This window comes from Pseudomonas sp. GW822-FHT05A08, assembly GCF_058800485.1.
This window is the reverse complement of the sequence record NZ_CM179511.1, coordinates 5,566,323-5,588,491: the sequence shown is the minus strand read 5'-3', so window position 1 is coordinate 5,588,491 and position 22,169 is coordinate 5,566,323. Positions and strand designations below refer to the sequence as shown.

Genomic DNA, 22,169 nt, shown 5'->3' with positions numbered 1-22,169 from the left:
GCTCACAGTCGTGGTGCCGGCACTTGATCGAGCAGTTGCTTGAGCACCTGCTCCACCGACAAGCCTTCGATATCCAGCTCCGGGGCGATCCGCACGCGATGCCGCAGCACCGCCAGGGCGCAACCCTTGATGTCATCCGGAATGACGAACTCGCCGCCGCGCAGCAAGGCCCTGGCGCGGGCCCCACGGACCAGGGCGATCGACGCTCGTGGCCCGGCGCCGAGGGTCAGCCCCGGCCAGCTGCGGGTGGCCCGGGCCAGCCGCACGGCATAGTCGAGGACCTGCTCGTCCAGCGGCAGGTCGCTGGCGATCCGCTGCAGGGCCAGCACGTCCTTGGCCTGCAGCAGGGTACGCAGCGGCTGCACGTCGAGCATGTCGGCCCGGGGCGAGCGGGTGACCTGGCGGACCATGTTCAATTCCTGGTCGCTGTCTGGGTAATCCATGCGCAGCTTGAGCATGAAACGGTCGAGTTCGGCTTCCGGCAGCGGGTAGGTGCCTTCCTGTTCGATCGGGTTCTGCGTGGCCAGGACCATGAAGGGCTGGGCGATGGGCAGCGCCCGGCCTTCGAGGGTGACCTGGCGCTCCTGCATGGCTTCGAGCAGGGCGGCCTGGGTCTTGGCCGGCGCGCGGTTGATCTCGTCGGCCAGCAGCAAGTGGGTGAACAAGGGGCCCTTGCGCAGCTTGAACTGCTCGGTCTGCAGGTCGTAGACCGCATGGCCGGTGACGTCGCTGGGCATCAGGTCCGGGGTGAACTGGATGCGCGCGAACTCGCCGCCAAAGCAACGGGCCAGGGCGCGCACCAGCAAGGTCTTGCCCAGCCCGGGCACGCCTTCGAGCAGCACGTGGCCGCCGGCGATCAGGGCGGTGAGCACGTCGTCGATCACCGCGTCCTGGCCGATCACCGCCTTTTGCAGTTCGTGGCGCAGGGCCTGGGCCAGCTGGCTGGCGCGCTGGCGTTGCTGGACGGCATGCGCTTGCGCATGACCGGGCTCGGTGGCGGGAAGCGGTTCGGCGGGAAGGTCGCTCATAGGGCATTCCTGAGAGTTTGCAGGTGGGTGACCAGGCGGCTGAAGTCGGCGCTGGAAAGGCGTTGTGCCGGCTGGGGCGCCAGGGCCTGGCTGATGACGCTGTCCGGTTGCCGGGTAAGGCGGGCCAGGACCTGCCCTTGTTCGGCGGCGGTGAGTCGTTCGAAACCGGGATGACGATGCTGGGCGCGGCGCAGGATGTCCTGCCGCAGGCTATGCAGCAGCCCCTGCTGACCGGTGTGGCGCAACAGGAAGCGGGCGCTGGCTTGCAGGTGCTCGCGCAACTGGCGCCGGGCCCTGGGCATCGGGGCCTGCATCGGTCCGTGGCGAAGCCCTACATGCCACAGCCACAGGCCGAGCAGTGCCGCCAGGGCCACCAGCGCCTGGGGGAAATACTTCAGCAGCAGGCTCCAGAGGCTGTCGTGATCGGTGTCGAACAGCAGGGTGACGTCGCTGTCGGCGCTCAGGTACCAGAGCAGCCAGGCGTTGTCGTACTTGGCAATCAACGGCGTCTTCCAGATCTCGGCATCGGTGAGCACGGTCACCGAACCCTGGCCGTAGCTCAGTTGCATCATGTGGGTGGCCCGGGCGCTGTTGGCCCAGGACTGGGCGAGGTTGTCCGGGTCTTCCAGGTGGAAGTCGGTGTCGAAACCGATGTAGGCCGGCGCGTCTTGGTCTTCCAGGTAGAGCTTGGTCAGTTTCGGGTAGGGCTCTTTGCCAGCGCCTGGCGGCGGGGCTTTGAGGTCCTTGCTGAGAAACTGGCGCAGGTGCAGGCGATCGAGCAACAGGTCGCCGCTGCGTCCGGCCTCTTTGTTCCACAGCGCTTCGGCGACGAACAGCAGGCGCCCGCCGGCCCTGGCCCAGTCCAGCAGTTGCTCGACCTGCTGCGGCGTCATGTTCGAGCGCTCGCCCAGCAGCAACAGGCTGTTCTGCTGCGGCTTGAGGGTCGGCAGCACCTCCAGGCCGTTGGCGTGGTGAACCTGCAAGCCGCGCTGGCGCAGGAACATTTCCGCCGCCAGGTAAGGGTTGGCGCGGGCTTGCGGGGAGGGGCCGTGGTCGATGGTTTCCTGGTAGGGCCGGGCGTTGAGGTAGAGGTACAGCAGCAAGCCGCCGAGCAGGCCAGCGACCAGCAGCGCGAGCAGCGGCAGCAGGCGCCGGTTCATCGTGGGGCTCCCGGGCCGAACAGGGTGCGCCAGCCATCGCATAGTTCCTGCTTCAACTGCGCGGGAGGCAGGCGATGACCGTAGGCCAGGTTCTGCCAGTGCCGGGTCAGGCTGTTGCTGAACGCCTGCAGCTGGGGCAACTGCAAAGCCTTGATCTGCTCGAGGACCTGGCCCTCGGTGTCCGCCGGTTTCAACGGCAGGCGGAAGTCATGCAGGAGCCGGCTCAGTAGCGCGCGGTACAACAGCCCGAGGGCTTCGCGTGGCTGCTGTGGCCAGAGCGCCTCGGCAGCGGCGGCGACATCCTCGGGCAAGGCGTCGGGGCTGAGGTCCAGGCCGAACAGCTGGTGCGGAGCGGCTCGCGCGGGTAACTTGCCCGGCAGCGGACGGCGGCCGACAAAGGCCCGTAACCACTGACGATGACGCCACACCAGCAGGGCCAGCGCCCCCAGCAGCAGGGCCCAGAGCAGGATCTCCAGGGCCTTGGCCGCAGCGCCGAAGACGCTGCTGTCGAGCCGATCGATCAGGGCCTTGAGCCAGCCCGGTATCTCAGATTGTTCAGCGCTTTTCGGGCGGTCTTCGTCGAACCGGTAACGGGTCACGGTCTGCGGGTTCTTGAAGGGCGGCTGGTCGAGGATCTGGCTGATGCTGTCTTTCGCGGCCTGGCTGGTCAGCGGCTGATCCAGCAGGCGCGGGCTGTCAGGGCCAGTGGCCGGCTCGGCGGCCCAGGCCTCGGACAGCATGGGCAGCAGGCTCAGGCTGCCCAGGACCAGCAGCAGGGCGGCGCCACTCAAGCGCTGCCGCAGGCGACGCAGCACCAGTTCGATATCCCAGGCCTCCAGCAGCGTGCGGCGATTGAGGTAGAGGCTGAAGCCGCAGGCGACGTACACCGGCTCCCAGACAATCAGGACCAGCGCGTAAAAAGCGTTGGTCAGGTGTTCGAGCCAGAGCCAGTCCTGCTCGGCGGCGGCAATCAGCGTCTGCCAGTCCCAGTCCAGCTCGATCTGTTGTGGCAGCAATAGATAGAACAACGCCAGCAGGCCGATCCACAAGATGCCTTCCAGGTGCACGCCGATCAGGGTCAGCCAGTGCGCGGCCCCGGCATTGCGCTGTTGCAGCACCCGCACCCGTTGCTGGCGCGCCTCGCCACTCAGGCCCTCGAGCTGCACCACGGGCATGATGAAACTGCGGCTCAGGCTCAGGCGGCGCCAGGTCAGGCTGGCCAGCAGTTGTGGCTTGAGCAGTCTGGGCCATTGGCGCAGGGCCTGGCGCAAGGTCGGGGTTTCGCCGAACAGGGCTTTGGCGAGGATGTACAGCGGCAGCCGTTCGAAGGCCGGCTTGAGCCACCAGAACAGCAGCAGGGCGAGGGTAGGCGAGTCCCAGAGCAACAGGCTGAGCAGGGCGAATACCGGGAGCGTGATCAGCGCCCAGCTGGTCATCAGCAGGCGTCGGTGGCGCTGGCTCAGCAGTACTCCCAGGTCCATGGCTTCCCAAGTCGTGCGCGGGCGAATCACCACGCTGGCTTCACTCAGGCGCATGGCGGCGTCCAGCGAATATCAGGTAGGCCAGGACCAGCAGCCAGCAGATGCCGCCGACCAGGTATTTGATCCAGGCCGCGGGCCAGGTCAGGGAGGACCAATAGGCTTCGATAAAGGCAGCGATCAGCAGGAACAGGATGACCCCGCAGATCAACTGCACGCTGGTGCGCGCGGCCAGCAGCAAGGCTTCGCCGCGGGGCAGGCGTCCGGGGGCGATCAGCGCCCAGCCCATTTTCAATCCCGCCGCGCCGGCCAGGGCGATGGCGCTGAGCTCGAAGGCACTGTGGCCGACGACAAACGACCAGAAGGTGGCGCCATAGCCGATCTGGGTCAGGTGCCCGGCCACCGCGCCGATGGTCAGGCCGTTGAAGAACAGGAAGAACAGGCTCCCCAGGCCAAACAGCAGGCCGCTGGCAAAGGTCTGAAAAGCGATGCCGATGTTGTTCATGATGTAGTAGCCGAACATCATCCAGTCTTCGCCGGCGGCCCGATTGGCGAGGCGGCCCAGGCGACTGGCATCTGGATCGTAGAGGCGTTGCATTTCGGCCACCTGTTGCGGGCTGACCACGCTGTAGATCAGTTCGGGCACCAGGTACACCAGCAGGCCGATACCCAGCAAGCTGCCAAAGAACACCAGGCTGGCGGCCAGGACGAAGCGCCATTGTTCGCGCACGAGCTGTGGGAAACCGGCCAGGACAAAGCCCAGGACCCGGGCGCCCAACGGGCTGCGTTGGCGATAGAGCTGCTGATGGCCGCGCAGCGCCAGTTGTTGCAACGGGTCGACCAGGAAGCTGCTGTAGCCGCGTTCCTGGGCCAGGGCCAGGTGTTGGCACAAGCGGCGGTAATCCTCGGGAAAACGGGCATGGGTCTCGGGCGTCGCCTGGCCGCGTTCCAGTTGTTCGAGCTGTTCGCGCAGGCGCTGCCACAAGGCGTGATGACGGTTTTCGAACAGGCTCTGTTTCATGTCGGCCCCAGCAGTCCGCGGGCGATGCCATTGAGTTCGTCACGGGCCTGCGCGGGCGTTACGTGCAGAGGTTCGGCGAGCAGGGCGGCCAGCTCCTGGACCCGGTCCGCGGACAGTTGTTCCTGGCGTTCGGCGAAGCTGAGGATGGCCCGTTGTTCAGTCAGGCTCAGGGCGAAGGCGGCGGTTCTGGCGGGCACTGCCGGCAAGGTCGGGCGAACCACCGGCTGCTCGCGGTAGATCACCAGGGTGCCGGCGGCCAGGTCGCCGAGGCGCTTGAAGGTCGGGTGCTGCAGGCAACTGATGGCGCCGAGGCAATAACCGAACGGCAGCATGTCGACAAAACGCAGCAGGTTGCGGGTCAGGGAAGGGCCCCAGCCGATGGGCGTGCCATCGTCCTGCACGACCCGCAGGCCCATCAGCTGCTTGCCTGGCGAGCAGCCCTGATTCAACACCTCGAACAGCACCATGTACCACCAACTGACCAGAAACAGCAGGATCGAGCCCAGCCCCATGCCGAGCTGGCCGAGAAACCCCAGGACAATAAACAGCACGCCGAGGATCAGGCCACGAAAGCCCAGGTCGATGGCAAAGGCCAGGGCGCGCGACATCAGCCCCGCCGGCCGCAGCGGCAGGTCGATGCCTTCTGGCGTTTCGACCTGGTAGCGGGTGTCCAGTGGCGGGGGCAATGCTTTCCCTGGCAGTGCTGTCGTCTCGAGCATAGGCAACTTGAGGCTGGCCTGGTGGCGATGGATGACCGCCTGATGCTAGCAGTGTCGGAGGGGCGAACGACATCATTAACTGTGCTGCGTGACGTGCGCCGTTACCCTTGAATCATCACAAGGCTGGCCGCGGCTGGTGCCAAGCGCCTAGACTTTGCCGGTCTTTTGCTCAGGAACAGCCCGTGACTTCCATCTTCTGGTACGACTACGAAACCACCGGCATCAACCCGCGCTGCGATCGGCCGTTGCAGGTGGCGGGGATTCGCACCGACTTCGAACTCAACGAGATCGGCGAGCCGGTCAATCTTTACTGTCAGCCCAGCGACGACATCCTGCCCCATCCAGCGGCCTGCATGATCACCGGCATTACCCCGGGCCGGCTGGCCGAACAGGGGCTGAGCGAAGCCGATTTCATGACCCGGGTGCACGCCCAGCTGGCGGCACCGGGCACTTGTGGCGCCGGCTACAACACCCTGCGCTTCGACGACGAGATGACCCGCTACAGCCTGTACCGGAATTTCTTCGACCCTTATGCCCGCGAGTGGCAAGGCGGCAACAGCCGCTGGGACCTGATCGATGTGGTGCGCACTGCCTATGCCTTGCGCCCGGAAGGGATTGTCTGGCCGCGGGACGAGGAGGGGCGGGTGACCCTGAAGCTGGAGCGCCTGACCGCCGCCAATGGCATCGATCACGGGCATGCCCACGAAGCACTCTCCGATGTCCGCGCCACTATTGCCTTGGCCAAGTTGATTCGGGACAAGCAGCCGAAGTTGTATGAATGGCTGTTCCAGTTGCGCAGCAAGCAGAAAGTCATGGACCAGGTTCGCCTGCTGCAACCGCTGGTGCATATTTCCGGACGCTTTTCCGCGGCGCGCAGTTATGTCGGCGTGGTCCTGCCGTTGGCCTGGCATCCGCGCAACCGCAACGCCCTGATTGTTTGTGACCTGCACCTGGACCCACAGGGATTGCTCGACCTGGACGCCGAGACGCTGCGCCAGCGTTTGTATACCCGCCGCGAAGACCTGGCCGAAGGCGAATTGCCGGTGCCGTTGAAGCTGATCCATATCAACCGCTGCCCGGTCGTCGCGCCGCTGAATGTATTGCGTGGCGAGGACCAGCAGCGTTTGCAACTGGACATGGCGGAATATAAGGCCCGGACGCTGCGGCTAAGTGACGCACAAGAAGTTTGGCGGGATAAACTTGCGGCAATTTATGCCAGCGAGGATTTTGCCCCCAGCGTCGATCCCGAGCAGCAGTTGTACGACGGTTTTATCGGCGATCGCGACCGACGCTTATGCGAACAAGTGCGCAATGCCGAGCCGCTTCATTTAGGGCAAGAGCAATGGCCGTTCGATGATGAACGTTTGCCTGAATTATTATTTCGTTATCGCGCCCGTAACTTTCCTGAAACCTTGAACGGGGAGGAGCAAGAGCGCTGGAAGTCATTCTGTCAGCAGCGCCTGTGCGACCCGCAATGGGGAGCGCCCAATACCCTGGAAAGTTTCAATCAGGCGGCTGCCGAACTACGGCTGAGTGCTACAACGATTCAGCGTCAGGTGCTGGATGAATGGCAGGATTACAGCCGGTCGCTGGCCCTGCGTTTCGGGCTTTGATTGTTCGGCTTAGTACATTTCGGGTATTTGCCGGAAATAAAAAAAACGCCAGCAAGCTGGCGTTTTTTCATAAGGTCGCAAATCCCTCTGTGACGGGTGTACGGCTTAACCCAGCAGGGTTGCCCAGCCTTCGACCACGTCGCCGCCCCACTTGGCTTTCCACTCTTTCAGGGTTTTGTGGTTGCCGCCCTTGGTTTCGATGACTTCGCCGTTGTGCGGGTTCTTGTATTGTTTGACCTTGCGTGCGCGCTTGGTGCCGGTAGTTTTGGCGGCAACACGTGGCGCCTTAACTTTCGAGTCCGGATCCAGCAGCGCGATGATGTCGCGCAGGGACTTGGAGTATTCACCCATCAGGGCGCGCAGTTTGCCTTCGAATTCCAGCTCGGCTTGCAGTTTGTCGTCTTGCGACAGGTTCTTCAAACGGGCTTGCAGCTCTTTGATAGCTTCTTCTGTGGCGCGGTATTCGTTGATCAGGGACATGAGAATTGCCTTATGTTGAGTGCTGAGTGGCAGGTGACAGTGGCGTAATAATAGTCAGGCAGTTTCCTCAAGTAAACAATAAAGCCGGCTTTTATTTAATTTGATTAGAGTGTTTAGCAAAGATCCTGATTGATGAGTTAAATATTGTGAACGAGTCCGTACGACTATTTCCCACAAAGTTATAGGACTATTTCCAAGTGTGACTGATTCCCCTCTCGCATCGGGCATGAGCCCTACAGGCTGGTCAGAGGAATCGGATTCCGACATCACGAATACTGCAGTTTTGTCGCGCAATCGCTAGAATGGCGGCCTTTGCGAAGTTCTGGAGTTTCCCCCTCATGCGCACTTTTCGGTTGGTGATTTCCTGCCCGGACCGCGTTGGCATCGTTGCCAAAGTCAGTAACTTTCTGGCGTCCCACAACGGCTGGATCACCGAAGCCAGTCACCACTCGGATGACCTGAGTGGCTGGTTCTTCATGCGTCACGAAATACGTGCCGACTCTTTGCCGTTCGGCCTTGAAGCCTTTCGTGAAGCCTTTGCGCCGATTGCCGAAGAGTTCTCGATGGACTGGCGCATCACCGATACCGCGCAGAAGAAACGCGTGGTGTTGATGGCCAGTCGCGAGTCCCACTGCCTGGCGGACCTGTTGCACCGCTGGCACAGCGACGAACTCGACTGCGAGATCTCCTGTGTGATTTCCAACCACGATGACTTGCGCAGCATGGTCGAGTGGCATGGCATTCCTTATTACCACGTGCCGGTCAACCCTCAGGACAAGGAGCCGGCGTTCGCCGAGGTCTCGCGCCTGGTCAAGCAGCACGACGCCGAAGTGGTGGTGCTGGCGCGCTACATGCAGATCCTGCCGCCGGAACTGTGCAGCGAATACGCGCACAAGGTGATCAACATTCACCACAGCTTCCTGCCGTCGTTCGTCGGCGCCAAGCCTTACCACCAGGCTTCCCTGCGTGGTGTGAAGCTGATCGGCGCGACCTGCCACTACGTGACCGAAGAGCTGGATGCCGGCCCGATCATCGAGCAGGACGTGGTCCGTGTCAGCCACAGCGACAGCATCGAAGACATGGTGCGTTTCGGTCGTGACGTCGAGAAGATGGTCCTGGCCCGCGGCCTGCGCTACCACCTGGAAGACCGCGTGCTGGTGCACGGCAACAAGACTGTCGTGTTCTGATCCAGAGTGTTCTGATTAAAAGCGCTCTGATCGAATCCGCCGGGCCCGGGCATCCAAGCTCCGGGTCCGGCGATTTTTCATGAGGATCGACCGATGAGTGATCCACTGGACAAAGCCACATCCAAGGCACCCGCCACCCTCGGCGAGGGCTGCCTGAGCCGTTACGACCCGGACGATATGAGCGTCGAGGACGGTACCGAGTTTCCCGGCGCCGCCGAGTTGTGGCAGCAGTTGCAGCAGGATGCCCTGGATACAGAGCCGCCTAAGCCTGCTTGAGCTTCATCAGGGTGCGCAGCAAGGGGCGCCCGACCATCATCAGGAATACCGGCCCGCCGGCCAGCAGATAGAAATAGTAGGTAACGGCCCGCCAGATCAGGATGGCCGCGGCCGCCGTCGACTTCCCCACCATGGGCGCCAGCAGCGCCGCCGATGTCAGCTCCGCCGCTCCCGCGCCGCCGGGCAGCAGGCTGAATTGCCCTGCGCTCAGGGCGAGCATCTGGATCAGAAAGGTCCAGGCCCATTGCAGGTCCACCCCCAGCCCGCGCAACGCCAGGTACAGCACGCTGTAGCGCAGCGCCCAATGCATGCAGGTCAGGGCAAAGACCCCCGTCAGGGTTTGCCAGGGCAGTTTCAGGCTATCGCCGAAGGCCTTGAGGAAATGCAGCCATTTGCGCGCCCGGCGCCGACGGGTCGCGGGGCGAATCTTGAAGGGCGCAAGCAGATGGCCGCTGAGCAGGATCAGGCGACGGTGGTAGCGGGCTATCGCCAGGCAGATGCATAACCCGCCGAACAGCGAAAGGCTGCTGAGGGCCAGCAGCCATTCCAGGCGCTGGCTGAGGTTCTGGAACAGCGCGTAGAACAGGATCCCCAGCAGCGCGCAGAGGAAGAACAGCAGGTCGCTCAGCTGATCCATGGCAAACACCGCGCTGCCGCGAGCCGGGCGCACGCCGTTACGCGCCAGCAGGGCCATCAAGGTCAAGGGGCCGCCACTGCCGCCGGGCGTGGCGCACATGGCGAACTCGGTGGACATCACCACCGCGAGGCTCTTCCAGCGTCCCAGCTGGCCGCGGTGTCGGCCCAGCAGCAGGCTCAGGCGCAGCGAATTGATGATCCAGCACAGTAGGATCATGCTCAGCATGCCGAGCAGCAACGGCAGGGAAAAACGCTGGACCCGCCCCCACAGTTCGCCGCCGCCCAGCAGCAGCGGCACCAGGATCGCCGCCAGCAAGGCCATGGCCAGCCAGATCGCCCGGCTCATGGGGTACCGCGCGCCCTTGGAGGCTGGGTGTCGAGCCAGTCGGCCTTGGTCAGTGGCTGGCGTCCTTGCTCCAGCAGGCGTTCGAGGGTGTCCAGCCAGTACTGGCGCGAGTCGGGGTGACGCATGTCCACCGGGTGCAGGCCGAGGCGAATCACCGCTGCCTGCTGCCAGTGTCGTTCGCGTTGCAGGCTGAGCAGCCGGGAGGCTGTTCGGCGCCAGGCGCTGCGGGCGCTCCACACCAGGCCGGGGGCGGCGATCGGCGAGAAGTCCGGCAGCCGGTACAGATGCTGCGGGCCGCTGGTGTAGCGCAGGGGCAGTTGGCGCAGGGCCTGGCGTGTACCCGGGCTCATCAGCCAGGCGGGGGCGACGAACCCTTGCAAGGGCCAGTTGTAACGCTGGAACAATTCCAGGCCGGCATGCAGGCGTGCCAGGGCGGCGTTTTCCGAGAGGTTGTAGAACTCACCCTCATGGGTGTACACGCGACGCATGAACCAGTCATACGGGGTGCGCGGTGGCGGGCCCTCGTCGCAATGGAAGTAACCGTGCAGCACCAGTTCGTCGCCGCGTTCCAGGCGCGCGCTGAGCAGCCGGCGAAAGCCGGGATGAGCATCGAGCGGGTTGTGCCGGTGAAAATCCGGTACCACCAGCCAGGTCATCGGCACATTGCCCATGGCGTCGACGGTTTCGACGAAGGGTTGGTAGTCGATCCAGGTTTGTGGCGCGACATCGTGCAATACCAGCAGCACGCTGGGCACCCCGGCGGACTCAACCATGGGCCAGCATCGGCTGCTGGGTGCCGAGCACGGCGCGATAGTGCTCCAGCAGGCTGGCGACCACCGTATCCCAGGCGTAATAACGTTCGACATGGCGGCGCGCCCGTTGGCCCCGCTCGGCGCAGCCTTGGGCGAACAGCTCCTGCACGGCATGGGCCATCGCCAGCGGATTGTTCGGCGCACAGAGCAAGCCGCCTTCCGCGGTGACGATTTCCTGGAAGGCCCCGGCGGCCACCGCCACCACGGGAATGCCGCTGGCCATGGCTTCGAGGATCACCAGACCAAAGGTTTCCTGGTCCCCGGCGTGAACCAGGGCATCGGCGCTGGCCATCAGCCGGGCGACCTGAGGGGCCGGGCAGAACTCGTCGATCACCGTGACGTTCTCCGACACGGCGGTCGGCATGGCCGAGCCCACCAGCAGCAGGTGGTAGCGCTTGCCCAGGCGCTGCATGCAGTTGAGCAACACCGGCAGGTTCTTTTCCTTGGAACCGCGACCGGCAAAGATCAGCAGGCGGCTGTCTTCGGCAATCCCCAGTTCGGTGCGCAGGGCAGGGTCGCGATGACTCGGGTGGAAGGTCTGCAGGTCGACGCCCAGCGGCTGCACATAGACGTTGCGCACGCCCAGGCCGATCAGTTTGTCGGCCATGACCTGGCTGGGGGCCAGGACCCGGTCGAAGTTGCCGTACAGCTTGCGCACGTAGGCCTCGACATTCGGAGTGAACCAGGGGCCCATGCGGTTGCTGACCAGCAGCGGCAGGTCCGAGTGATAAAAGCCGATCACAGGTACGTCCAGCTGGCGCCGCGCATCCAGGGCCGCCCAGGCGGTGAGGTAAGGGTCGCCGACTTCGATCAGGTCCGGTTGCAGGTCATGGAGAATATTGCGCCAGGGCCCCAGGCGCAGGGGAAAACGGTAGCCCTTGCCAAAGGGCAGGGCGGGAGCGGGGACTTTATAGATACCGTCGCGTTCGCTGAAGTGGGCCCCGGGGATCAGCAAACTGTGGCGGATTCCTGGTTGGCGTCCCAGGCGACGATGCTTGGCGTCCAGATAAGTGCGCACGCCACCGCTGGCAGGGGCGTAGAACATGGTTATGTCAGCGATATGCACGATGATCATCCCTCCGATCCGGTGTTCTCCCTAGGGTTGACCCTTATCAAGGATAGATGTTCGGTCGGGATGCCGTGGCGGTTGGCGATGTGCCTGGATGAACGGTTTGCTGCGGATGCGGGAGGGATTGTCGGCAGTCCGGTGCCTGAGTTTTGTCCAGGCACCGGATGGCTGAAGGGATCAGATACGGAAGCTGCCGACCAGTTGTTTCAGGCGTGCGGCCTGCTGCTCCAGGTCGGAACAGGCGCGCAGGGTCGACTGCAGGTTTTCCACCCCTTCCTGGTTCAGGGTGTTGATCTCGGTGATGTCCATGTTGATCGACTCCACCACCGAGGTCTGTTCCTCGGTGGCGGTAGCCACGGACTGGTTCATGCCGTCGATCTCGCCGATGCGCTGGGTCACGCTGTTCAGGCGTTCGCCGGCCTGGTTGGCGATCTCCACGCTGTCCTGGCTGTGGCGCTGGCTGTTGCTCATGGTGCTGACCGACTCGCGGGCGCCGACCTGCAGTTCCTCGATCATGGTCTGCACCTGTTGTGCCGATTCCTGGGTGCGGTGGGCCAGGTTGCGCACCTCGTCGGCAACCACGGCAAAACCGCGCCCGGCCTCGCCCGCCCGCGCCGCCTCGATGGCCGCGTTGAGGGCCAGCAGGTTGGTCTGCTGGGAGATGCTGGTGATGACTTCGAGGATCTGCCCGATGTTCACGGTCTTGCTGTTGAGGGTTTCGATGTTGCTGCTGGAGGCGCTGATCATGTCCGACAGCTGGTTCATCGCCAGGATGCTGCGGTCCACCACTTGCTGGCCGTCCTCGGCCAGGTTGCGCGCGTCGCTGGCCTGTTGCGAGGCCTGGGCGGCGTTGCGGGCGATTTCCTGGGCGGCGGCGCCGAGCTGATTGATCGCCGCGGCCACGCTGTTGGTGCGGCTGGCCTGCTCGTCGGAATTGAGCATCGACGAATTGGAGGCACTGACCACGCGCAGGGCGACTTCGTTGACGTGCTCGGTGGCCGACGACACTTCGCGGATCGAACCGTGGATGCGTTCCACGAAGCGGTTGAACGCGGTGCCGAGGATGCCGAATTCATCCTGGTTCTGGATGGTCAGGCGGCGGGTCAGGTCGCCTTCGCCGTCGGCGATGTCCTGCATGGCGCGGGTCATGACATGCAGGGGCTGCATCAGCACCCGGATCAGCATGCCCAGCAGGGCGATGATGATGGCCACGGCGATGATGGTGGCAATGATGGCCGAAGCGCGGAACTCGCTGAGCATCGAGAACGCCTTGTCCTTGTCCACGGACAGGCCGATGTACCAGTTCACCGACGGCAGGCCCTTGATCGGGGTGAAGGTGACGATGCGGGTCTTGCCCTCGACTTCGATTTCGCTGAAATCGCCATTGATGCGTGGCGTGTTCTGCGGGTAGGCCTCGCTCAGGCTCTTCATCACCAGCGCCTTGTCCGGGTGCACCAGGATCTTGCCGTCGGCGCTGACCAGGAAGGCATAGCCCATGCCGTCGAAATCCAGGGCGTTGAGGGTTTCGATCAGGGTTTGCAGGCTCAGGTCGCCGCCCACCACGCCGATGCTCTGCCCGCCGTTACGCGAGGCGGTGGCGACGGAAATGATCAACTGGCCGGTGGCTGCATCTATATAGGGTTCGGTGAGGGTCGAGCCGCTGCTGCTTTCGGCACCTTTGTACCAGGGGCGAACGCGCGGGTCGAAGCCGTCGGGCATCTTCGCGTCCGGGCGGATGGTGAAGCTGCCGCTGGCATCGCCCAGGTAGGAGGCCATGAAGGTCGAGGTCAGAGCCTTCTGTTCGAGCAGGCTGGCGACCTTGGTCGATTGCGGGTCGAACGCCAGGTTTTGCGCCAGGTTTTCGATCAACAGGATGCGCCCGGTGAGCCAGGTCTGGATGTTGCTGGCGGTCACATCGCCCATTTCATGCAGGTAATTGTCCAGGTCTTCGCGGATCGCGTTGCGCTGTAAGTAGTCGTTGTACAGCGTGAAGGAAGCGAAGGCGGCAATAACGATGAGGGCGGCGGCAAGCAGGATTTTATGGCTGAAGCGCAGGTTTTTGTTCATGGCTTGTGGTGTCCGCTAGGTCTTAATGTCACGAGCGTGCTCTTATAAAAGCGCGCAAAATGGGCGGGGTTGAAAGTAAGTTGATATTTCCACCTCTCCTTGGGGAATTATCTGAACTATTTTTCAGTCTTTTCTGATCTATCGGCCGGTCAAGGCTAAAGATTAACCATGGGTGACAAAATGCCGGATTCATCGCAACTCGTTATCGGTGCCGATCTCGCGGGGCAACCGATTGCCCAGGCCATGCGCCTGGCAAACCGTCACGGGCTGGTGGCAGGCGCTACCGGGACAGGGAAAACCGTCACCTTGCAGCGACTGGCGGAAGCGTTCAGCGATGCCGGTGTCGCGGTGTTCGCCGCGGACATCAAGGGTGACCTGTGTGGCTTGGGCGCCGCGGGCAATCCCCAGGGCAAGGTCGCCGAACGTATTGCCGGGATGCCGTGGCTGAACCACAAGCCCCAGGCTTATCCGGTCACGTTGTGGGACATTCACGGGCAGTCCGGGCACCCGCTGCGCACTACCCTGAGTGAAATGGGCCCGCTGCTGCTGGGCAGCCTGCTGGAGCTGACCGACAGCCAGCAATCGGCGTTGTACGCGGCATTCAAGGTGGCCGACCGCGAAGGGCTGTTGCTGCTCGACCTGAAAGACCTCAAGGCGTTGCTCAACCACCTCAAGGACAACCCGCAGTTGCTGGGGGATGACGCGGCGCTGATGACCACCGGCTCCAGCCAGGCCTTGCTGCGGCGCCTGGCGACCCTGGAACAGCAGGGCGCCGAAGCCCTGTTCGGCGAGCCGGCCCTGCAACTGGAAGACATCCTGCAGCCGGCCAGTGACGGGCGCGGGCGGATCCATCTGCTCGACGCCAGTCGCCTGGTGCACGAGGCGCCCAAGGTCTATGCGACCTTCCTGTTGTGGCTGCTGGCCGAGCTGTTCGAGCAACTGCCGGAGCGCGGCGATGCGGAAAAGCCGCTGCTGGCGCTGTTTTTCGACGAGGCCCACCTGCTGTTCGCCGGCACGCCGAAGGCGTTGCAGGACCGGTTGGAACAGGTGGTGCGGCTGATTCGCTCCAAAGGCGTGGGCGTGTACTTCGTCACCCAGTCGCCAGGCGACTTGCCGGACGACGTGCTGGCGCAACTGGGGCTGCGCGTCCAGCACGGCTTGCGGGCCTTTACCGCCAAGGAACAGAAGTCCTTGCGCGCGGTGGCGGACGGCTTCCGGCCGAACCCGGCGTTCGATGCGCTATCGGTGTTGACCGAGCTGGGGATCGGCGAGGCGCTGGTCGGTACCCTGCAGGAAAAAGGCACGCCGGAGATGGTCCAGCGAGTGCTGGTGGCACCGCCGCAATCGCGCATCGGGCCGCTGACCGAGGCCGAACGTACTGCGCTGATCAACAGTTCACCGTTGGTCGGCCGCTATGACAAACCGGTCGACCGCGAGTCGGCCTATGAAGTGCTGATGGGGCGCAAGGGCCTGGCACCAGAGGCCGAGGCTGCGCCGGGCAAACCGGCCGCGGAGGAGCCGAGCTTTACCGATCGGGCCGGCGAGTTCCTCGGCACTGCCGCCGGTCAGGCCCTGAAGTCCGCCATGCGTCAGGCCGCCAATCAGTTGGGCCGGCAACTGGTGCGCGGGTTGATGGGGTCTCTACTGGGTGGCAGCAAGCGCCGCTGATCGGCGGCTGGCCAGTTACGCCCGTGGTTTGGCGTGGCTGGCCAGGCGCTCCAGGGCAGCGCGCAGGTTGGGATCGGTGATGCCGTCGGCGGTGGCTTGAATGGTCTCGGCGGCGTTGCTCGACAGGTCCATGGTGTGGCCGGCTGCGCCGCGTTGCACGGTGGGAGGCTGCACTTTGAACAGGATCCGCGTCAGATTATTGAACTCATTGAACTCCAAAAGCTGACGTTGCAGGCGTTTTTGCTGATAACGCAGGCGCGTCGCCCAGTGGCCGTCGGTGACGATCAGCAGCAGGCTGCCTTCACGCCAGGAGGCGACATGGCAGTGCTCGCGCGCGGCCGGTTGCAGCTGGCTTTCCAGCAGACGCTGCAAATGCGCCAGGCGCTGGGCGTGGCCGAGTATGGCTTTGAGAGGCTTGGCTTCGCGAAGGAGTACGGCGGGTGCTCTGGCCGTAAGAGGGCGAAATGCCATGATCAGACACCTGAAGTTACAGAGCCGCCATGGTAGCAGAAAGCGCTGGCCGGACCTCGTTCATCGCTGCGGCTGCGCTTTATCCATTAAATCAATGGTTAACTTCGTACTCGTCCGGGTTGAAACTGGCGCAAAAGGCCTTATTGTAAGTGAGCCCCGTCACAGCGCTGTACCAGCATCGTGGAATAACGCCACTTTCCTCACCATCGTTTCCGGGTAGAATGCTCGTTCGCATGCGGCCATGAGGGCTGCACGGGCGACTCACGGGGCCGCCCTCCATCCCTATGTGTGGAAGATCCTGCCGATATGTTTGCGCCTTTGTTAAAGAAACTTTTTGGAAGCAAGAACGAGCGTGAAGTCAAACGCATGCTCAAGACGGTACAGATCGTCAATGCCTTCGAAGAGCAAATGGTGGCCCTTTCGGACGATCAGTTGCGCGCCAAGACCGAAGAGTTCAAGGCCCGCATAGCCAAAGGTGAAACCCTCGACAAACTGCTTCCCGAAGCCTTTGCGGTCGCCCGCGAAGCCGGCAAGCGGGTCATGGGTATGCGCCACTTCGACGTACAGTTGATCGGCGGCATGACCTTGCATGAAGGCAAGATCGCCGAAATGCGTACCGGTGAAGGCAAGACCCTGGTGGCAACACTGGGCGTTTACCTCAACGCGCTGTCCGGCAAGGGCGTGCACGTGGTCACGGTGAACGACTATCTGGCCCGCCGCGACGCCAACTGGATGCGCCCGCTCTATGAATTCCTCGGCCTGACGGTCGGCGTGGTCACGCCGTTCCAGCCGCCGGAAGAGAAGCGTGCCGCCTACGCCGCCGACATCACCTACGGCACCAACAACGAATTCGGTTTCGACTACCTGCGCGACAACATGGCTTTCAGCATGGAAGACAAGTTCCAGCGCGAGCTCAATTTTGCCGTGATCGACGAAGTCGACTCGATCCTGATCGACGAGGCCCGTACCCCGCTGATCATCTCCGGCCAGGCTGAAGACAGTTCCCGTCTGTACACCGAAATCAACAAGCTGATCCCGCGCCTTGAGCTGCACGTCGAGGAAGTGGAAGGCGAGGTCACCAAAGCCGGTCACTTCACCGTCGACGAGAAGACCCGTCAGGTCGAACTCAACGAAGCCGGTCACCAGTTCATCGAAGAGATGCTGACCCAGGTCGGCCTGCTGGCTGAAGGCGAGAGCCTGTACTCGGCGCACAACCTGGGCCTGCTGACCCACGTCTATGCCGGTCTGCGCGCACACAAGCTGTTCAACCGCAACGTCGAATACATCGTCCAGGATGGCCAGGTGGTCCTGGTGGACGAACACACCGGTCGTACCATGCCGGGTCGCCGTCTGTCCGAGGGCCTGCACCAGGCCATCGAAGCCAAGGAAAACCTCAACATCCAGGCCGAAAGCCAGACCCTGGCGTCGACCACCTTCCAGAACTACTTCCGTCTGTACACCAAGCTGTCCGGCATGACCGGTACCGCGGACACCGAAGCGTTCGAGTTCCATCAGATCTACGGCCTGCAGGTGATGGTGATTCCACCGAACAAGCCGCTGGCTCGCAAAGACTACAACGACCTGGTGTTCCTGACCGCGGACGAGAAATATGCCGCGATCATCAACGACATCAAGGAATGCATGACCCAGGGCCGTCCGGTTCTGGTGGGTACCGCGACCATCGAAACTTCCGAGCACATGTCCAACCTGCTCCAGAAGGAAGGCATCGAGCACAAGGTCCTGAACGCCAAGTTCCACGAAAAAGAAGCGGAAATCATTGCCCAGGCCGGTCGTCCGGGCGCCCTGACCATCGCCACCAACATGGCCGGTCGTGGTACCGACATCCTGTTGGGCGGTAACTGGGAAGTCGAAGTCGCCTCCCTGGAAAACCCGACCCCCGAGCAGATTGCCCAGATCAAGGCCGACTGGCAGAAGCGCCACCAGCAAGTGCTGGAGTCCGGCGGCCTGCAGGTAATCGCGTCCGAGCGTCACGAATCGCGTCGTATCGACAACCAGCTGCGTGGTCGCGCCGGTCGTCAGGGCGACGCCGGTTCCAGCCGTTTCTACCTGTCTCTGGAAGACAGCCTGATGCGCATCTTCGCCTCCGACCGGGTGAAGAACTTCATGAAGGCCCTGGGCATGCAGTCCGGCGAAGCGATCGAGCACCGCATGGTGACCAACGCGATCGAAAAGGCCCAGCGCAAGGTAGAAGGCCGCAACTTCGACATTCGCAAGCAACTGCTCGAGTTCGACGACGTCAACAACGAACAGCGTAAAGTGATCTATCACATGCGTAACACGTTGCTGGCCGCGGACAACATCGGCGAGACCATCTCCGACTTCCGCCTGGACGTGCTCAACGCCACCGTCAGCGCGCACATTCCTCCACAATCGCTGCCTGAGCAGTGGGACGTGGCCGGTCTGGAAGCTGCGCTGCAAAGCGACTTCGGTGTGTCCCTGCCGATCCAGCAATGGCTCGACGAAGACGATCACCTGTACGAAGAAACCCTGCGCGAGAAACTGCTCAACGAGCTGGTGGCGGCGTACAACGAGAAAGAAGACCAGGCCGGTGCCGAAGCACTGCGCACCTTCGAGAAACAAATCGTTCTGCGCGTCCTGGACGACCTGTGGAAAGACCACCTGTCGACCATGGATCACCTGCGTCACGGTATTCACCTGCGTGGTTATGCGCAGAAGAACCCGAAACAGGAATACAAGCGCGAGTCCTTCACCCTGTTCTCCGAGCTGCTGGATTCCATCAAGCGCGACTCGATCCGTGTGCTGTCGCACGTTCAGGTTCGCCGCGAGGACCCGGTCGAGGAAGAGGCGCGCCTGCGCCAGGAAGCCGAGGCACTGGCCCAGCGCATGCAGTTCGAGCATGCCGAAGCCCCGGGCCTGGAACAGCCGGAAGCGCTGGAAGAGGGCGTCGATGTCGACGTGGCCCTGGCTTCGGCTCCGGTACGCAACGAGCAGAAACTGGGCCGCAACGAACTGTGCTACTGCGGTTCGGGCAAGAAGTACAAACACTGTCACGGCCAGATCAACTAAGATTTTCGCCAGACACTGAAATACCCGCGCCGCGACCGGCATCAGCCGTCGCGGCGTTTTTCCATTCGCCGCACTGCCTTTTGCGATGGCGGTGCACACATCAGGTTAAAGAGGAGCGCATTCATGGCTGTTGGTCTTGGTCCTTTGCCAACGTTGCACCCGGTTGCCGGTTTTGAACTTGGTATCGCTTCGGCGGGCATCAAGCGCCCGGGGCGCAAGGATGTTGTGGTCATGCGCTGTGCCGAGGGTTCTACGGTGGCCGGTGTGTTCACCTTGAACGCGTTCTGCGCCGCTCCGGTGATCCTGGCCAAGCAGCGCGTGCAGGGCCCTGTGCGTTACCTGCTGACCAACACCGGTAACGCCAACGCCGGCACCGGTGAGCCAGGCCTGGCCGCCGCGACCCGTACTTGCGCCAAGCTGGCCGAGCTGGCTGGCGTCGATGCCAGCGCCGTACTGCCGTACTCCACGGGGGTCATCGGCGAGCCGCTGCCGGTCGAGAAGATCGAAGGCGCGCTGCAGGCTGCACTGGATGACCTGTCCGTGGACAACTGGGCCGCCGCCGCCACGGGCATCATGACCACCGACACCCTGCCCAAGGGTGCCAGCCGCCAGTTCCAGCACGACGGCGTGACCATCACCGTCACTGGCATCAGCAAGGGCGCGGGCATGATTCGTCCGAACATGGCGACCATGCTCGGCTACATCGCCACCGACGCCAAAGTCTCCCGTGAAGTGCTGCAGAACCTGCTGCTGGACGGCGCCAACAAGTCGTTCAACCGCATCACCATCGACGGCGATACCTCCACCAACGACTGCTGCATGCTGATCGCCACCGGCCAGGCAGCCCTGCCGGAAATCACCGAGGCCAGCGGCCCGCTGTTCGCCGCGCTGAAGCAGGCGGTGTTCGACGTGTGCATGGAAGTGGCCCAGGCCATCGTGCGTGACGGTGAAGGCGCGACCAAGTTCGTCACGGTCGAAGTCAACGGCGGCGGCAATCACCAGGAATGCCTGGATGTCGGCTATACCGTGGCCCACTCGCCACTGATCAAGACCGCGCTGTTCGCTTCCGACCCGAACTGGGGGCGTATCCTGGCCGCTGTCGGTCGTGCCGGCGTGCCGGACCTGGATGTGAGCAAGATCGACGTTTTCCTCGGTGAGGTGTGTATCGCCAGCCGTGGCGCGCGTGCCGCCAGCTACACCGAAGCCCAGGGCGCGGCGGTGATGCAGCAGGAAGAAATCACCATCCGCATCGAGCTGGGACGCGGTGATTGCAGCGAAACCATCTGGACCACCGACCTGTCCCACGAGTACGTGAAAATCAACGCGGAATACCGTACCTGATACACCGTTACTCGCTTCTACATGGACGCGACGCATCACGTGTAGGAGCGAGTCTGCTCGCGATGGAGGCCCCGGGCCTCCATCTCCTCTGAAAGGTGCCCGACATGAATCTTCACCTGATCATCGGCGACAAACTCTATTCCTCCTGGTCGCTGCGCGCCGCCCTGGCGCTTGAGCTGGCCGGCGCGACTTACACCGAAGAACTGATCAAGCTGAACCAGCCCGATACCCGCGAGCTGATTCTCAAGCATTCGCCAACCGGCAAAGTCCCGTTGCTGAAGACCGAGCACGGCACCATTGCCGACTCCCTGGCGATTGCCGAATACCTGGTCGAGCGTTTTCCCGAAGCCGAGCTCTGGCCGCGGGATGTGGCCGCCCGTGCCCAGGCCCGCTCCGCCTGCGCGCAGATGCACAGCGGCTTTTTCGGCTTGCGCGGCAACCTGCCGTTCGACCTGAGCCGCGATGCCGCGCTTTCACCCATGCCGCCCGAGGCCCAGGCCGATATCGAACGGATGCTGGCGTTATGGGCCGAATGTCGCATGGCTGCGACCGAGCCAGGGCCTTTCCTGTTTGGTCGGGTCAGCCTGGCGGACGCCTTTTTTGCGCCAATCGCCGTGCGCCTGCGCACCTATCGGGTGGCGCTGCCGGCTGTCGATGCCGCCTATGTTGAAACGATCTATCAATGGCCAGCCTTCAAGGCCTGGCAGAAAGCCGGTTTAGAGGAAGCAGTGCGGTGAAACGAGTACATGTGGCGGCGGCCGTTATCCGTGATGCCGACGGCAGGATCCTGATTGCCCGACGTGCCGATACCCAGCATCAGGGCGGCCTCTGGGAGTTTCCCGGCGGCAAGGTCGAAGCGGACGAGGCGGTGAAAGCGGCGTTGACCCGTGAGCTGCAGGAGGAACTGGGCATTCTGGTGTCCCAGGCGCGGCCGTTGATCAAGGTGCAGCACGATTACCCGGACAAACAGGTGTTGCTGGATGTCTGGGAAGTGTGCGCCTTTACCGGCGAACCCCATGGCGTCGAGGGCCAGCCTTTGGCCTGGGTCACGGCCCGTGAGCTGGAGAACTACGAGTTCCCGGCGGCCAACCAGCCGATCGTGGCGGCGGCGCGCTTGCCGAGCGACTACCTGATCACCCCGGAAGGCCTGGAAACACCGGCGCTGTTGCGGGGCATGCAGAAGGCCATTGCCGGTGGCAGCAAGTTGATCCAGCTACGCGCGCCCAACGGCTACGACCCGCAATACCGCGACCTGGCGGTAGATGCGGTCGGCCTGTGTGCGGGCAAGGCGCAATTGATGCTCAAGGGGCCGTTCGAATGGCTGGGGGATTTCCCCTCGGCGGGCTGGCATATCACTGCGGCGCAGCTGCGCAAATACGCCAGCGCCGGACGTCCCTTTGGCAAGGAGCGCTGGCTGGCGGCGTCTTGCCATGACGCTGAAGAGTTGTCCCTGGCGCAGCAGATGGATGTGGACTTTGTGACGCTGTCGCCGGTCCAGCCGACCCAGACTCACCCTGAGGCGCAGCCACTGGGTTGGGAGCAGGCCGCCCGACTGATCAGCGGTTTCAACAAGCCGGTGTACCTGCTGGGGGGTATCGGTCCGGATCAGCGCGAGCAGGCCTGGCAGGCCGGTGCGCAAGGGGTGGCGGGGATTCGCGCGTTCTGGCCCTGAGGCCAGTCACCCGCCAGTTCGCTCCTGCATAAGTTGCAGGAGCGGGCTTGCTCGCAATCTGAAGGGTAAATGTGCCC

Annotated in this window: 19 protein-coding genes and 1 pseudogene; 8 read left to right on the top strand and 12 right to left on the bottom strand. The window is 63.3% G+C overall.

Annotation, left to right across the window (positions count from 1 at the left end):
- Positions 1-2: 2 nt before the first annotated feature.
- From AC3RCP_RS25090 to AC3RCP_RS25070, 5 genes are read right to left on the bottom strand one after another with little or no spacing between them, the layout of a single operon-like run.
- Positions 3-1,028 (bottom strand): AAA family ATPase, encoded by a 1,026-nt coding sequence (locus tag AC3RCP_RS25090; RefSeq protein ID WP_101338912.1) that lies wholly within the window; start codon positions 1,026-1,028, stop codon positions 3-5.
- Positions 1,025-2,188: a DUF4350 domain-containing protein gene (locus AC3RCP_RS25085; protein WP_101338911.1), complete on the bottom strand. Its 1,164-nt coding sequence runs from the start codon at positions 2,186-2,188 to the stop codon at positions 1,025-1,027. Before AC3RCP_RS25085 ends, AC3RCP_RS25090 begins: the two co-directional genes overlap by 4 nt.
- Positions 2,185-3,723 carry a DUF4129 domain-containing protein gene (locus AC3RCP_RS25080; RefSeq protein ID WP_101338910.1) on the bottom strand — a complete coding sequence of 513 codons (1,539 nt, stop codon included), beginning with the start codon at positions 3,721-3,723 and terminating at the stop codon, positions 2,185-2,187. The genes AC3RCP_RS25085 and AC3RCP_RS25080 overlap by 4 nt, the downstream gene beginning before the upstream one ends.
- A complete protein-coding gene (locus AC3RCP_RS25075; RefSeq protein ID WP_101339480.1) occupies positions 3,710-4,687 on the bottom strand; it encodes a stage II sporulation protein M in 978 nt (325 codons plus the stop codon). The genes AC3RCP_RS25080 and AC3RCP_RS25075 overlap by 14 nt, the downstream gene beginning before the upstream one ends.
- On the bottom strand, positions 4,684-5,406 hold the full coding sequence (locus tag AC3RCP_RS25070; RefSeq protein WP_009045307.1) for an RDD family protein: 723 nt from the start codon (positions 5,404-5,406) through the stop codon (positions 4,684-4,686). The genes AC3RCP_RS25075 and AC3RCP_RS25070 overlap by 4 nt, the downstream gene beginning before the upstream one ends.
- A gap of 182 nt (positions 5,407-5,588) precedes the next feature.
- Between AC3RCP_RS25070 and sbcB the strand changes: the two genes are divergently transcribed.
- A complete protein-coding gene (sbcB, locus tag AC3RCP_RS25065; RefSeq protein ID WP_101338909.1) occupies positions 5,589-7,019 on the top strand; it encodes an exodeoxyribonuclease I in 1,431 nt (476 codons plus the stop codon).
- Positions 7,020-7,124: 105 nt separating this feature from the next.
- Here sbcB and mvaT read toward each other — a convergent pair whose 3' ends face one another.
- Positions 7,125-7,499, bottom strand: coding sequence for a histone-like nucleoid-structuring protein MvaT (mvaT, locus tag AC3RCP_RS25060; protein ID WP_007931174.1), 375 nt, complete (start codon positions 7,497-7,499; stop codon positions 7,125-7,127).
- A 338-nt stretch (positions 7,500-7,837) separates the two neighbouring features.
- On the opposite strand from mvaT, the gene purU reads away from it, so the two are divergent.
- Positions 7,838-8,686 (top strand): formyltetrahydrofolate deformylase, encoded by an 849-nt coding sequence (gene purU / locus AC3RCP_RS25055; RefSeq protein WP_007931173.1) that lies wholly within the window; start codon positions 7,838-7,840, stop codon positions 8,684-8,686.
- Between the two features lie 93 nt (positions 8,687-8,779).
- The gene (locus AC3RCP_RS25050; RefSeq protein ID WP_101338908.1) at positions 8,780-8,962 is read left to right on the top strand and encodes a hypothetical protein; all 183 of its coding nucleotides are present in this window, start codon (positions 8,780-8,782) and stop codon (positions 8,960-8,962) included.
- Here AC3RCP_RS25050 and gpgF read toward each other — a convergent pair.
- The 5 genes and pseudogenes from gpgF to AC3RCP_RS25025 form a co-directional block, all read right to left on the bottom strand.
- Entirely contained in the window at positions 8,949-9,944 is a 996-nt protein-coding gene (gene gpgF / locus AC3RCP_RS25045; RefSeq protein ID WP_101338907.1) for a glucosaminyl phosphatidylglycerol flippase, read from the bottom strand. The two genes, AC3RCP_RS25050 and gpgF, sit on opposite strands and share 14 nt — an antisense overlap.
- Positions 9,941-10,717, bottom strand: coding sequence for an N-acetylglucosaminyl phosphatidylglycerol deacetylase (gpgD, locus tag AC3RCP_RS25040; protein ID WP_190304745.1), 777 nt, complete (start codon positions 10,715-10,717; stop codon positions 9,941-9,943). Before gpgD ends, gpgF begins: the two co-directional genes overlap by 4 nt.
- Positions 10,710-11,831 (bottom strand): N-acetylglucosaminyl phosphatidylglycerol synthase, encoded by a 1,122-nt coding sequence (gene gpgS / locus AC3RCP_RS25035; RefSeq protein WP_101338905.1) that lies wholly within the window; start codon positions 11,829-11,831, stop codon positions 10,710-10,712. The genes gpgD and gpgS overlap by 8 nt, the downstream gene beginning before the upstream one ends.
- 171 nt (positions 11,832-12,002) lie before the next feature.
- Positions 12,003-12,767, bottom strand: a complete 765-nt coding sequence (locus tag AC3RCP_RS25030; protein ID WP_370686811.1) for a methyl-accepting chemotaxis protein — start codon at positions 12,765-12,767, stop codon at positions 12,003-12,005.
- Between the two features lie 93 nt (positions 12,768-12,860).
- A pseudogene (locus AC3RCP_RS25025) lies at positions 12,861-13,892 on the bottom strand (HAMP domain-containing protein); the annotation flags it as partial.
- Positions 13,893-14,072: 180 nt separating this feature from the next.
- Between AC3RCP_RS25025 and AC3RCP_RS25020 the strand changes: the two are divergent.
- Positions 14,073-15,560, top strand: a complete 1,488-nt coding sequence (locus tag AC3RCP_RS25020; protein ID WP_009045300.1) for a helicase HerA-like domain-containing protein — start codon at positions 14,073-14,075, stop codon at positions 15,558-15,560.
- Positions 15,561-15,575: 15 nt separating this feature from the next.
- On the opposite strand, the gene AC3RCP_RS25015 is transcribed toward AC3RCP_RS25020, so the two are convergent.
- On the bottom strand, positions 15,576-16,031 hold the full coding sequence (locus AC3RCP_RS25015; RefSeq protein ID WP_007931160.1) for a DUF721 domain-containing protein: 456 nt from the start codon (positions 16,029-16,031) through the stop codon (positions 15,576-15,578).
- Positions 16,032-16,337: 306 nt separating this feature from the next.
- On the opposite strand from AC3RCP_RS25015, the gene secA reads away from it, so the two are divergent.
- The 4 genes from secA to AC3RCP_RS24995 all read left to right on the top strand — a co-directional run bounded on the left by secA (position 16,338) and on the right by AC3RCP_RS24995 (position 22,092).
- A complete protein-coding gene (secA, locus tag AC3RCP_RS25010; protein WP_101338903.1) occupies positions 16,338-19,079 on the top strand; it encodes a preprotein translocase subunit SecA in 2,742 nt (913 codons plus the stop codon).
- Between the two features lie 123 nt (positions 19,080-19,202).
- Positions 19,203-20,420 carry a bifunctional glutamate N-acetyltransferase/amino-acid acetyltransferase ArgJ gene (gene argJ / locus AC3RCP_RS25005; protein ID WP_053262401.1) on the top strand — a complete coding sequence of 406 codons (1,218 nt, stop codon included), beginning with the start codon at positions 19,203-19,205 and terminating at the stop codon, positions 20,418-20,420.
- 104 nt (positions 20,421-20,524) lie between these two features.
- Positions 20,525-21,157, top strand: a complete 633-nt coding sequence (locus AC3RCP_RS25000; protein WP_007931154.1) for a glutathione S-transferase — start codon at positions 20,525-20,527, stop codon at positions 21,155-21,157.
- Positions 21,154-22,092, top strand: coding sequence for a Nudix family hydrolase (locus tag AC3RCP_RS24995; protein ID WP_492570800.1), 939 nt, complete (start codon positions 21,154-21,156; stop codon positions 22,090-22,092). The genes AC3RCP_RS25000 and AC3RCP_RS24995 overlap by 4 nt, the downstream gene beginning before the upstream one ends.
- The last annotated feature ends 77 nt before the right edge of the window (positions 22,093-22,169 follow it).

Coding starts and splice junctions, on each gene's coding strand:
- AC3RCP_RS25090 (WP_101338912.1), bottom strand. CDS start 1,028: ATGAGCGACCTTCCCGCCGAACCGCTTCCCGCCACCGAGCCCGGTCAT.
- AC3RCP_RS25085 (WP_101338911.1), bottom strand. CDS start 2,188: ATGAACCGGCGCCTGCTGCCGCTGCTCGCGCTGCTGGTCGCTGGCCTG.
- AC3RCP_RS25080 (WP_101338910.1), bottom strand. CDS start 3,723: ATGCGCCTGAGTGAAGCCAGCGTGGTGATTCGCCCGCGCACGACTTGG.
- AC3RCP_RS25075 (WP_101339480.1), bottom strand. CDS start 4,687: ATGAAACAGAGCCTGTTCGAAAACCGTCATCACGCCTTGTGGCAGCGC.
- AC3RCP_RS25070 (WP_009045307.1), bottom strand. CDS start 5,406: ATGCTCGAGACGACAGCACTGCCAGGGAAAGCATTGCCCCCGCCACTG.
- mvaT (WP_007931174.1), bottom strand. CDS start 7,499: ATGTCCCTGATCAACGAATACCGCGCCACAGAAGAAGCTATCAAAGAG.
- purU (WP_007931173.1), top strand. CDS start 7,838: ATGCGCACTTTTCGGTTGGTGATTTCCTGCCCGGACCGCGTTGGCATC.
- AC3RCP_RS25050 (WP_101338908.1), top strand. CDS start 8,780: ATGAGTGATCCACTGGACAAAGCCACATCCAAGGCACCCGCCACCCTC.
- gpgF (WP_101338907.1), bottom strand. CDS start 9,944: ATGAGCCGGGCGATCTGGCTGGCCATGGCCTTGCTGGCGGCGATCCTG.
- gpgD (WP_190304745.1), bottom strand. CDS start 10,717: ATGGTTGAGTCCGCCGGGGTGCCCAGCGTGCTGCTGGTATTGCACGAT.
- gpgS (WP_101338905.1), bottom strand. CDS start 11,831: ATGATCATCGTGCATATCGCTGACATAACCATGTTCTACGCCCCTGCC.
- AC3RCP_RS25030 (WP_370686811.1), bottom strand. CDS start 12,767: ATGCTCAATTCCGACGAGCAGGCCAGCCGCACCAACAGCGTGGCCGCG.
- AC3RCP_RS25020 (WP_009045300.1), top strand. CDS start 14,073: ATGCCGGATTCATCGCAACTCGTTATCGGTGCCGATCTCGCGGGGCAA.
- AC3RCP_RS25015 (WP_007931160.1), bottom strand. CDS start 16,031: ATGGCATTTCGCCCTCTTACGGCCAGAGCACCCGCCGTACTCCTTCGC.
- secA (WP_101338903.1), top strand. CDS start 16,338: ATGTTTGCGCCTTTGTTAAAGAAACTTTTTGGAAGCAAGAACGAGCGT.
- argJ (WP_053262401.1), top strand. CDS start 19,203: ATGGCTGTTGGTCTTGGTCCTTTGCCAACGTTGCACCCGGTTGCCGGT.
- AC3RCP_RS25000 (WP_007931154.1), top strand. CDS start 20,525: ATGAATCTTCACCTGATCATCGGCGACAAACTCTATTCCTCCTGGTCG.